This is a genomic window from Halopseudomonas oceani (genome assembly GCF_002903165.1).
Taxonomy (GTDB): domain Bacteria; phylum Pseudomonadota; class Gammaproteobacteria; order Pseudomonadales; family Pseudomonadaceae; genus Halopseudomonas; species Halopseudomonas oceani.
The window spans coordinates 1-11,340 of sequence record NZ_PPSK01000006.1 but is presented as its reverse complement, the minus strand read 5'-3'; the positions used below and the strand labels follow the sequence as shown (position 1 = coordinate 11,340).

Sequence of the window (11,340 nt, the reverse complement as noted above, 5' to 3'; positions counted from 1 at the left end):
GAGGCTTGAAGCTTGCCGCTTACTTTTTAGCCACTTCCAGCGTCTTGGTGATCGCGGCGACCGCCGAGCCGATATTGCTCAGCTCCGCCGGCAGGATCATGGTGTTGTTGGTTTGCGCCAGCTTGCCGAACTCCTTGACGTACTGCTCGGCAACGCGCAGCGAAACCGCTTCCTGGCCACCCTGGGTGTTGATCGCTTCGGCAACGCGACGCAGACCTTCGGCGGTCGCAGTGGCAATCAGCTCGATCTCGCGGGCCTTACCTTCGGCTTCGTTGATCTGACGCATCTTGTCGGCTTCGGACAGGTTGATGGTTTCCTGCTTCTGGCCTTCGGAGACGTTGATCTTGGCTTCACGTTCCCCTTCGGACTGGGCCACCACGGCGCGACGCTCCCGCTCGGCGCGCATCTGCTTCTCCAGCGCATCCAGAATGGTTGCCGGCAGTTCGATATCGGCAATTTCGTAGCGCAGGACTTTCACGCCCCAGGGCTTGGCGGCTTCATCCAGCGCCTCGACCACCTGCACGTTGATGGTTTCACGCTCTTCGAAGGTCTTGTCCAGATCGATCTTGCCGACCACGGAGCGCAGGGTGGTCTGCGCCAACTGAATGGAGGCGTAGCGGTAGTCGTTGATGCCATAGCTGGCCAGCTTGGGATCAACCACCTGCAGATAGATCACCCCGTCGACCACCACTTGGATGTTGTCCTTGGTTACACACGCCTGGCTCGGCACGTTGATGGCTTCTTCCTTGAGTGTGTGCTTGTAGGCCACCCGGTCGATAAATGGAATCAGGATGTGAAAGCCAGCTTCTAGGGTCTTGGCGTACTTGCCCAGCCGCTCGACGATAAAGGCCGAGCGCTGCGGCACGATGCGAGCCGTTTTGGTGAGGGTAATGATGACCAGCACCAAAAACCCGAGTGACAGCATTGTTGCGATTTCCATATGAAAAGCTCCTTGGTCCGAAAAGATCAGTTATTGGTATTAGGCTTGGTTGCGCTGACTCGCAAGACAATCCCCGCATGGTCGGTGACCCACGCCGACTGACCGCTAGTGAGCGGGTCAGCCGATTCCGCATCCCATTTGGCCCCGTTCAGCTGCACATGACCGACGCCATCGACAAAGTCCGTCAGCACCTTGACCCGCACGCCCAACAAGCCGGCGTCGTCCTGATCCCGGGCGGCCAAATCGACCTCGCTGCCCTGCAGCCAACGCTGGAAGCGGCGACGCAACAGCCACAGCGCCACGATGCTCGACAGCGCAAACACCGTCACCTGCACCGGCAGCGAGCCGATGATACCCAGCAGTGTCAGCAGCCCGACCAGCAAGGCACCAAGGCCAAAAAAGGCGGCGATCAAACCGGGGATGAAAAACTCCGAGGCCAGCAACAGCAGGCCCAGCAACAGCCAGAAGGCGTAACTTTCCAGATAACCCGTCAACATCTGCACTCCCTGCCCTTTAATTCAAACTGCAGGAAGACTACCAGATGGTCGCCTGCTGCGCCCCGGGAAAAACACGCAGCGGCAAACTGGCAGCTGAGTGGCAGTCTGGTACCCTGAGCACAATGCCGACAGGGAGAGTCCCATGCCAGATCGCCTTATCACCCGCCTGATCCTGTGCCTGCTGCTCATGGCTCCGCTAGCCAGTGCCAGCGAAACCGGCACCGACACACCAGCACCGCTGCGCGTCGGTATTACCGAAGTACCGCCTTTCGTCATCGCCGACGGCCAGGGCGGCTGGGAAGGCATTAGTGTGGATCTCTGGCGGGCCATCGCCGAGCAGCAGGGCTGGGCGTTCGAGCTCCAGCCAATGGCCTTTGCCGACCTGTTGCACGCGGTCGAGTCCGGCAAGGTCGACGTTGCCGTCGGCGCACTAACCATGACCGCAGAGCGGGAGCTGGTGTTCGACTTCAGTCATCCGTTCTACCAGACCGGGCTGTCGATCGGCGTGCCCCGTGCACCCAAGGCAGGCCTGTTGCAGAGCCTCAAGGCCCTGTTCAGCTGGAGCTTTTTGAGCGTCATCGGGGGACTCGGCTTGCTGCTCCTTGGTGTCGGCGTCGCCCTTTGGCTGTTCGAGCGCCACCGCAACCCCGAGCAGTTCGGCGGAACGGCGACGCAGGGTATCGGCGCCAGCTTCTGGTGGGCAGCGGTGACCATGACCACCGTTGGGTATGGCGACAAGGCACCGGTCACCTTCGCCGGCCGGCTGGTCGCGCTGATCTGGATGTTTGCCGGCCTGATCATGGTCGCCAGCTTCACCGCCGCCATCACCAGCGCCCTGACCGTCAGCAATCTGCAGCTACAGATTCGCGGCCCGCAGGATCTGCCCGGCAGCACCGTTGCAACCATCGACGGCACCGCCAGCGCCCGCTACCTCGGCGAGGAACGCATCGTGTCGCGCAGTTACCCTGATCTGACCAGTGCCATGCAGTCGGTCAGCGCAGGCGAGACTGACGCCGTGGTCTACGACCGGCCACTGCTGCAGTACCGCAATCAGCAACTCGGCAGAGAACGGCTGGAGTTGCTGCCCGGCGTGTTTGATCAGCAGCTGTATGCGCTGGCCATTCCCAGCGGCAGCCCGTTGCGCGACCAACTGAACGAGGCAGTGCTGCGAGTTACAGAGTCCGACGAGTGGCGGCTGATTCAGCGTGCCTACCTCGGCGAGCAGCTGTAACACCAACAAGCTCTGAATTTCCGTTCATCGGATCAGCTGGCTGAATAGTCGCAGTGCAGAGCGAGTGACTCACCGGTCATTCGCTCTGTAGCGCCCTGACGCGGCTGTTCTGTCGCTCAATCACTACTCTCCCCTGAATAGGCTGGCTATGCTCAGCGGCCAGGCACTGGAAAAAGTGCCTCAAGACGATACAAAACAAGCACAACAACAAGGAGTTTCGTCATGTCGCGCAAGACTCGACTAAGTCTTGCCTGCGGGCTGATTGCCGCGTTCGGCGTCAGCACCCAGGCCAATGCCTTCTGGTTTGGTTCCTCCGGCTACACCAAAACCAAATACCCCATCGTGCTGACCCACGGCATGCTCGGCTTCGACAGCCTGCTCGGCGTCGATTACTGGTACGGCATCCCCAGCGCCCTGCGCAAAGACGGTGCTACCGTCTACGTCACCGAAGTCAGCCAGCTTGATACCTCCGAGGCCCGCGGCGAACAGTTGCTGGAACAGGTCGAGGAAATTGTCGCTATCAGCGGCAAGGGCCGGGTCAACCTGATCGGCCACAGCCACGGCGGCCCGACCGTCCGCTATGTCGCTGCCGTCCGGCCGGATCTGGTCGCTTCGGTCACCAGCGTTGGCGCTCCGCACAAGGGTTCGGCAACCGCCGACTTCCTGCGCCAGGTGCCGGAAGGATCGGCTGGTGAGACGCTGCTGGCCGGCATCGTCAACGGTCTCGGCGCGCTGATCAACTTCCTCTCCGGCAGCAGCTCGAATACCCCGCAGAATGCGCTCGGCTCGCTGGAGTCACTCAACAGCGAAGGCGCTGCACGCTTCAACGCCAAGTTCCCGCAGGGTCTGCCGACCAGTGCTTGCGGCGAGGGTGCCTACGTCGTCAACAACGTGCGCTACTACTCCTGGAGTGGTACACGCCCGCTGACCAACATGCTGGACGTGTCGGACCTGCTGCTCGGTGCCTCTTCGCTGACCTTCGGCGGTGAAGCCAACGATGGCCTGGTCGGTCGCTGCAGTTCGCACCTCGGCATGGTGATTCGCGACAACTACCGGATGAACCACCTGGACGAGGTCAACCAAACCCTGGGCCTGACCAGCCTGTTCGAAACCGACCCGGTCACGGTCTACCGCCAGCAGGCCAACCGGCTGAAGAAAGCCGGTTTGTAAGTGCGCGGGCCGCCCCCTTGCGGCGGCCCGCTTCCCCGATCTATCCGAGTACGTCATGAAAGCGCTTGCCTATCTCCCTTTACTCGCCGCCGCGCTGCTGCTCGGCTGGCAACTGAGTCAAAACGCGCAGGAACAGGTTGTCGAGACTGCCGGCAGCCCAGTCGCCTCGAACCCGACCACACCCTCAGACAGCGTGCCTGCCAGCCTGTTGCGTAGCGCGCCCGCCCCGGCCGCGTTGCCGGCGGCTCCGTCGCTGCGAGGAACCGATGTCGACGGCCGCCTGCAGGCCAATCCCGACGGCAGCCTGCTGGTCAGCGATCAGCTACGTCATCTGTTCGACTACTACCTGAGCACGGCAGGCGAGCAGCCACGCGCCGACATCATCCTTCAACTGCAGCAGTTGATCACCGACAGTCTGTCAGACCCGGCCCGTAGTCAGGCGCTGGATCTGCTCCAGCGCTATCTCGAGTATCAGCAGCGACTGGTCGAGTTGGAGCAGCGCTTTCCGGTGGCCGCCGATCTGGATGCGCTGTGGCCACGCCAGGACGCCGTGCAGCGCCTGCGGGCCGAGCTGTTCAGCGCCGAGGAGCACCAAGCGTTTTTTGCTGGCGAGGAGCTGTACAACCGCTTCACCCTGGAACGCCTGGCGATTGTGCGCAACCCGGACCTGAGCGATGCCGACAAGGCCTACGAGGTCGAAGCACTACGCGAACGTCTGCCGGAAGACTTGCAGGCACTGTTGGTGCCGCAGATTCATCAGGATCTGCGCCAGCAGACCAGCGCCTTGCGCGCTCAGGGCGCCAGCGAATCCGAGGTACGGGCGCTCAGGCTGTCGCTGGTCGGTCCGGAGGCGACCGAACGGCTGGAAACACTGGATCAGCAACGGGCCGCCTGGCAGCAACGGCTTAACGACTTCAACCGCGAGCGCGACGCCATTCTCAGCCAGCCGGGACTCGCCGACAGTGACCGCGCAAACGCCGTGCAGACACTGCTGGAAGAACGCTTCGACGCCACCGAACGACTACGCGTCAGCGCGCTTGCGCCATCGGCACAGAGCCGCTGAAGCTGCCATACTGGGGCTCTGCCATACAGAAGCCCCGCATGCACCCACCACGCTTGCTGCTGACGGGTTTACTCATCACCAGCGTCTGCTCAGCCCAAAGCTATAGCCCGGCGGACATCAGCCAGTGGCCCGAGCGAACCTTCACCCAGCCAACCCGGTATCAGATTGAAGACCGTAACGGCCAAACGGTCCTGCGCGCCGATTGCCGGCACGGCCAGGCCAGCGCCCGTTATCTTCAGCAGCCGATTGATCTGCGCAAGACGCCGCTGCTCCGCTGGTCCTGGACCATCAGCCAGCCGTTCAGCCAACTCGACGAAACCAGCAGGCAAGGTGACGACTATCCCGTGCGGCTTTACGTGGTGAAGGATGGCGGTTTGCTGCCCTGGCGGACGCTGGCGGTGAACTACGTCTGGTCATCCAGCCAGACGGCCGGTAAGCACTGGCCCAACGCCTACACCGGCAACGCGCAGATGCTGGCGGTCAGCAGCGGTACACCGAACGGCAGGGCACTGGTGCAACTGGAACGAAATGTCAGAGAGGATTTCCAGCGCCTGCACGGACAGACGCTGGATCAGATTGACGGGCTGGCGATCATGACCGATTGCGACAACAGAGGTCAGGCCGTCACCGGTTGGTACGGCAGCATCGAGTGGCTACCGGCTACTTCTGTCGCCACTGACCGTTAAGTTTGATGTACTGCCCGGACGGGGTGCGATCAATCGCTTTCTGGCCGGCTATCAACTCAACGTCACTCAGCGAGATACCGTTGTCGCGCGCCACCTTCTGGTACTCCGCCTTGCGCGCTGCGTTGATCTGCTGCGCCACCTCGGCCGCATTACCAGACGCCCGTACCACGCCCAGATAACCATTCGACTGCTCACCCAGCAGCCCTGCCTCCTTCGCTGCCGGCAGTGCCGACATCGCCTCATTCAGGCTCAGCGCCCAGGCTGAGCCACTGCCGATCAGCAGCGCCAGCAGGCAACAGGTCAGATATATCGTCTTGCGCATTGTCTCGTTCCTTCTGCCGACTCAAAACAGGCCGCTGGACTGGTCGAATACATCGTCCAGCTGACGGTCTACCTTGACGTAGATTTCGTGCTCGATCTTCACATTCAGATTGATGTTGATCGGCTCGCTCGGCGCAGCCAGCTGCACCGTGGGTCCGGCACAGGCGACCAGCAGGCCCGCCAGTGCCGCAATCATCAGCTCTCGCCCGTACATAGGCGCTCCTCGTCAGGGTTGCTGAACCCGCCGTTTGAGCAGGTACTGCTGCACCCGTTGTTCAATGATGTCGCTGACCTTGCCGCTGAGTTGCAAACTGGCCAGCAACGCCGGAATGTTCTCCTGCAGGTTAATGTTCAGGTTGACCTGACGCCCCTGCTGAAAATCAGGGTTGCTGCCCTGCAGGCGCAGCGCCAGCGTCAGATCACCACCCTCGGCCAACTCTACCTGACTACTCAAGACAGTGTAGTGAAATTCCTCCAGCGCACCGGCCAGCTCACGCATGCTTGGATTGCTCGCCGCCAGTCGCTGCAGCTTATCGGACTGGTAACTCAGCACACCACCAGGGGCCCTTGCGGCGACTGCGCCCTGATCCACCAACACCTGGCCATCGCGCAGCAGCACCGGTAACCGTCCATCCAGCGTACCGCCACCGCTTAACCCCTCTGTTGGATAGACTTCGAACAGGCGACCCAGTTCCAGCCCCTGCAGCACCAGCTCGGCGCGTTGTTCGGGCTGAGCCAGGTCCAACGTGGCGGGCGTCAGCGACACCCGCCCTCCCAGCAGTTCGAGGGTCAGTCGCCTGGCCTTCAGGGTCCCGGTTGTCGGATGGGCCAACGCCCCCTGATAGTCCAGACTGGCCTGCAACGGCCCGGCCGGAATACCGGCGTTCAATTCGCCCAGCTGCAAATCCGCCAACGTCAGACTGAAATGCTGCCCTTGCAGCGACGCGCGCAGCGGCGTACTCAGACCACTGAACGCGGTGCGATCGTAGATGCCCTTGGCACCGTTGAGCTGGCCGTTAAATTGGACGCTGAGGCCCTTGCCACTGTCGCCCGCCTGCAGCTCAGCGCTGAGCTGGCCGCTGGACAGACTGAGCAGTGCAGGCCAACTGGCGAAGGTCTGCTCAAGCGGATTACCGGCGCGGAAAAAGATCGGTGCCAGCGTGCCCTCAAGCTGCCACTGGCCATTGCTGCTGACGTTCGCCTGATGATCGAGCTGCAAACCGGCCGCGTTAGCCACCTGCCCCTGCCAGAGCAGCGCGCCATCCTGCCACTCCCAGTCACCAGAGAGCGACCAGCTTTGCGGTTTGAGCTCTGCGTGCTCGACCCGGTTAATCTCGGCGGCAAGTTCGCCGGTGGCGCTCGCTGACTGGCCCTCATCCGGCGGTAGGGTGATCGCCAGTGCGCTTATCCGCGTGGAGGTAGCCGTCAACGTAAGCTCGGCCGCTGGCAATTGCAGGCGCTGCCAGCCCAATTCACCGGCCTTGCTCAAACCAATGGTTGCCGACCGGGCATTGGCCTGCAGCTGCAACGGCAAACGCGCGGTAACCGAACGCACCGCCAACTCCGGCAGGGTCAGCTGTGGTAGTTGCAGCTGAACCAGCAGCGCGTCGCTATTGATCTGCCAATCAGCCAACCCCTGCACTTGCAAAGGCCCATCCAGCTGAGCGGTGCCGCCGCTGGGCAAGGTCGCGTCAGCAGAAAGCTGCAGCGCCAACGGCTGCCCCAGCACCAGCTGTTGCTCGGTAGCCGGTTGCAGCTGCAATGCTACCTGCGTCGGTTGCAGCGCGCTCGGTAGCTGCTGCAGTGTCGCCAGCAGGTCAGGCACCAACACCATGTTCAGTTGTGCGTCGGGTAACGCCCAGCGGCCATGATCACCGCTCAGTTGCAGACTCATCTCGCCGGTCAGCGAGCCCACCCCGGCAATCGCCCAAGGCTCAGGCAGCAAGACGTTCGCCTGCAGGGCGACCGCACCGCCCAGCCAGTCATCAACACTGGTGGGCTGCACCGCAGGGCGTAATTGCCACTTCAGATCAGCCTGTGCCGCGGTCGGCACCTGCTCAAACGGCAGGGCGCCCAACGTTACCCAGCGCCCGAGATAGCCGAACAACCAGGACGTCTGCGGCCAGCCGGGGATCGCCAGATGCCCCTGCCAGGCGTGTCCCTGCTGCCACTGGCTGTCGAGTTGAGCGGCCGGCTTGCCGTCAATCGCCAGCGCGGCCTGCAGCACCACATGCTCTGTATCGACCTGCAGGTGCGGACTGAGCAGCAACTGCTGGCCCTCCAGATCTAGCGTCAATCGACTCGCCAGGGTTGTGCCAGTGTCGCTGTGCTCAGCATCAAGCAGCCAGCTGCCAGCCAGCTGGCAACTGCCGGCACGACAGGGCAAGGTCGCCTGAATCTGCTGCACCCGCGCCCGGTCAGGCAACCAACGCGCCAGCGAGCGCCAGAAGGTTTCGTCACCCAGAAGTAGCAGAGGAGAGCCGGACTCGGCAGCGGGTGATACCTGATCGGTCGCCGGCAGGCTTAACAGCAGCCGATCCACCTCGGCACGCTTGAGCATAAACCCTGAACGCCAGCCGGGCGCCAGGTCCAGCTGCTGCAGCTCGACGGTGCTGCCGTCGTCCAGCGTCAGCGTCAGTCGGTCAAGGGTCAGAGCGCCGTGCTGCCAACCGGGCGCGGACCATACCAGTTCGCTGACGCCGGCACGCTGCAGTTGCTGATGCAGATACAGGCGTCCGAGCAGCCCTGCCAGCAACAGCAGCAACCCAAGCAACAGAAAAATGGAAATGCGTCGACGCATCGTCCTTACACTCAGCCGGAATCCGGTCACAGGTTAGCACGCAGGCTACACTCGACGGTTGACCTGAAATGGTGCAACAGTCTCTAATGCCGTCTGGCGGCCATCACCGCCTCCCAAGGGAGTGACCATCGCGCGCAGGGAACGTTCGCCACCGAGCCAGCCTGTACGCCCGACCCATTCCCTCTCTCTGCCAAAACGACTTATAGACAGGAAGGACGTTTCATGGATTGGTATCTCGCTGTACTCAAGCAATACGCCGTATTTCAAGGCCGCGCGCGCCGCAAGGAATACTGGATGTTTACGCTTTTCAACATCATCGCCTACGTTATCTGCAGTGTCATTGACGGCGTACTCGGCATCATGATCTTCATGCCGATCTACGCTCTGGCCGTGCTGATCCCGTCGCTGGCCGTGACCATCCGTCGCCTGCACGATACCGATCGCAGCGGCTGGTGGATTCTGATCTCACTGGTGCCCGCTGTCGGCGGCATCATCCTGCTGATCTTCACCTGTCTGGAAGGCACCGCTGGCGACAACCGCTTCGGTCCTAACCCGAAACAGGACGGCACGGCCCAACTGGCCTGATCGCCCTGCCGCCAGCGCGTCCGCGCTGGCGGCTCTGCCATTGCATTAATCTCGCCGCTTCGGCAGGCTGAACACCTGCTCACCACCGATGCGCACCATGCTCACAACCAACCTGCTTCGCCTATGCTGTCTGCTGCTCGCCGCAGCGGTCATTATCGCGTGTCTGATCGTTGCCTGGCGCCCCATGCCCCCCGGCCTGTCCGTAAGCACGCCACTGCGCCCTGCACAGGACGTGGTGCTGCTATTCGACCAGAGCTGGCGTGATACGCACGGCGATCTCCGTACCCGGCAGCAGATCATGGACCACATCCTCGCGCTGATAGATGAGGCCCGCGAGCTGCTGGTGGTTGACATGTTTTTGTTCAACGACTTTGCCGGCACCGACAGCTACAGGCCGCTCTCCGCCGAGCTGACCGATGCCCTGATCCGCGCGCGCCACCAGCACCCCGAGATGCCGGTAGTGCTGATCACCGACCCATTCAACACCCTGTATGGCGGCCTTCAGCCCGCCCATTTCGCACGACTGCGCGCCGCCGGAGTAGACGTGGTGATGACCGACCTCAGCCAGCTGCCGGCGTCCAACCCACTGTGGACCGGCATCTGGACCCTGTGCTGCAGCTATGTGGGTAACAGCACTGAGGGGGGCTGGCTGCCGAACCCGGTTGGCCCCGGCAAAGTCACCTTGCGCAGCTACCTGCACCTGCTGAACTTCCGCGCCAACCACCGCAAGACGCTGGTGGTCGGCACCGGTAGCGAGTGGAAGGCGCTGGTCACCTCGATGAACCCGCACGATGCCAGCAGCCGTCACGATAACAGCGCGGTGCAATTCAGCGGTGCGGCAGCGCTGGACCTGTTGCAGACCGAACGCGCCGTCGCGCTGATGTCCGGCTACCCGGCCGCCATCAACTGGCCGTCTGCGCCGGCGCTTGATACAAGGCCGGCGGCCGGCAACCAGCTGCAGGTACTGACTGAGGGGGCCATTGAGCGCGGCCTGCTGCACCTGATCAGCTCGGCCCAGAACAAAGAGCAGCTGGATGTGGAAGTGTTCTATCTGTCCTCGCGGCCGATCATCGACGCGCTGATCGCAGCCCAGAAGCGCGGCGTAACGGTGCGGGTCATGCTCGACCCCAACCGGGACGCCTTCGGCCGCGAGAAGAATGGCATCCCCAACCGCCAGGCGGCATGGGACCTGCACGACGCCGGCATCGCGGTGCGCTGGTGTGCGACCTTCGGTGAGCAGTGCCACCGCAAGTGGATTCGGCTGGAACGGGCTGATGGCAGCGCCGAGCTGATCGCCGGGTCAGCCAACTTCACCCGGCGCAATCTGCACGACCTCAACCTAGAAACCAGCGTGCGCCTGGTCAGCCGCCGCGACGACCCGCAGATCAGCGCGCAGCGTGCCGACTTCGAGCGCCAATGGCAGAACGCCAACGGCGCGGTCTACAGCCTGCCCTACGCAGACTTTGCAGACCACAGCCGTTGGCGCTATCTGGTGTACCGCTTTATGGAAGCGAGCGGACTGTCGACCTTCTGAGCGCCGCCGGGCGCAGATATCCGCGACGGCCGCACCACCGTGCGTGCGGCAAGCCGCACCAATCACCAATCCTGGCGTAGGGGCACAGCATGCTGTGCCCGAACGGCCGTGGCGCTTACATCGGTCGGCCCGGGAAGCCGCCGTGCGAGCATGACCACGGGCACGGCATGCCGTGCCCCTTGTATGTTGACTGTGGTTCCTGTGACCATGGTCCCCGACTGATCATCGGGCGGCAGGTGACAGGCCGGTGTGCCCCTGAAGCCTCAAGAGCTTGGTTCGTAGATGGGCCGTCACCTGCCAACACACTCAGACAGTTCGAACGGTATCTGGTGCCGGCGCTTAGCGCCTGAGCACGTATTCGCAAGGTAGAACAGAGTGTGGTGACGATCGCCTGTCAACAGAGCCGGAGGCCCCATGACCTGCGTTATCGGAATCGACATTGCCAAGCACACCTTCGACATCGCCAAGCCGCTGGAGCGCTATAAATACCGCACCAAAGCCAAACTGGCGAAC

11 protein-coding genes are annotated in these 11,340 nt (G+C 62.7%); 6 read left to right on the top strand and 5 right to left on the bottom strand.

Going from position 1 to position 11,340, the window contains the following annotated elements:
* Positions 1-19: 19 nt before the first annotated feature.
* Both C1949_RS08255 and C1949_RS08250 read right to left on the bottom strand, forming a co-directional pair.
* Positions 20-940: an SPFH domain-containing protein gene (locus tag C1949_RS08255; protein WP_104738011.1), complete on the bottom strand. Its 921-nt coding sequence runs from the start codon at positions 938-940 to the stop codon at positions 20-22.
* Positions 941-966: 26 nt separating this feature from the next.
* On the bottom strand, positions 967-1,437 hold the full coding sequence (locus C1949_RS08250; protein WP_104738010.1) for an NfeD family protein: 471 nt from the start codon (positions 1,435-1,437) through the stop codon (positions 967-969).
* A 142-nt stretch (positions 1,438-1,579) separates the two neighbouring features.
* Between C1949_RS08250 and C1949_RS08245 the strand changes: the two genes are divergently transcribed.
* The 4 genes from C1949_RS08245 (at position 1,580) to C1949_RS08230 (ending at position 5,587) form a co-directional block, all read left to right on the top strand.
* A complete protein-coding gene (locus C1949_RS08245; RefSeq protein ID WP_229744402.1) occupies positions 1,580-2,668 on the top strand; it encodes a transporter substrate-binding domain-containing protein in 1,089 nt (362 codons plus the stop codon).
* A gap of 222 nt (positions 2,669-2,890) precedes the next feature.
* Complete coding sequence (locus tag C1949_RS08240; RefSeq protein ID WP_104738009.1) at positions 2,891-3,838, top strand: triacylglycerol lipase; 948 nt, start codon at positions 2,891-2,893, stop codon at positions 3,836-3,838.
* Positions 3,839-3,893: 55 nt separating this feature from the next.
* Positions 3,894-4,901 (top strand): lipase secretion chaperone, encoded by a 1,008-nt coding sequence (locus tag C1949_RS08235; RefSeq protein ID WP_104738008.1) that lies wholly within the window; start codon positions 3,894-3,896, stop codon positions 4,899-4,901.
* Between the two features lie 38 nt (positions 4,902-4,939).
* Entirely contained in the window at positions 4,940-5,587 is a 648-nt protein-coding gene (locus C1949_RS08230) for a DUF3047 domain-containing protein (protein WP_104738007.1), read from the top strand.
* Here the strand turns inward: C1949_RS08230 and C1949_RS08225 are convergent.
* From C1949_RS08225 to C1949_RS08215, 3 genes are read right to left on the bottom strand one after another with little or no spacing between them, the layout of a single operon-like run.
* Positions 5,562-5,909: a YdbL family probable chaperone protein gene (locus C1949_RS08225; protein ID WP_104738006.1), complete on the bottom strand. Its 348-nt coding sequence runs from the start codon at positions 5,907-5,909 to the stop codon at positions 5,562-5,564. The genes C1949_RS08230 and C1949_RS08225 overlap by 26 nt on opposite strands.
* A 21-nt stretch (positions 5,910-5,930) precedes the next feature.
* Positions 5,931-6,122: a YnbE family lipoprotein gene (locus C1949_RS08220; RefSeq protein ID WP_104738005.1), complete on the bottom strand. Its 192-nt coding sequence runs from the start codon at positions 6,120-6,122 to the stop codon at positions 5,931-5,933.
* 12 nt (positions 6,123-6,134) lie between these two features.
* Entirely contained in the window at positions 6,135-8,708 is a 2,574-nt protein-coding gene (locus C1949_RS08215; protein ID WP_104738004.1) for an intermembrane phospholipid transport YdbH family protein, read from the bottom strand.
* A 222-nt stretch (positions 8,709-8,930) separates the two neighbouring features.
* On the opposite strand from C1949_RS08215, the gene C1949_RS08210 reads away from it, so the two are divergent.
* Both C1949_RS08210 and C1949_RS08205 read left to right on the top strand, forming a co-directional pair.
* Positions 8,931-9,293, top strand: a complete 363-nt coding sequence (locus C1949_RS08210; protein ID WP_104738003.1) for a DUF805 domain-containing protein — start codon at positions 8,931-8,933, stop codon at positions 9,291-9,293.
* Positions 9,294-9,390: 97 nt separating this feature from the next.
* Positions 9,391-10,827: a phospholipase D-like domain-containing protein gene (locus C1949_RS08205; protein WP_104738149.1), complete on the top strand. Its 1,437-nt coding sequence runs from the start codon at positions 9,391-9,393 to the stop codon at positions 10,825-10,827.
* Positions 10,828-11,340: the final 513 nt, after the last annotated feature.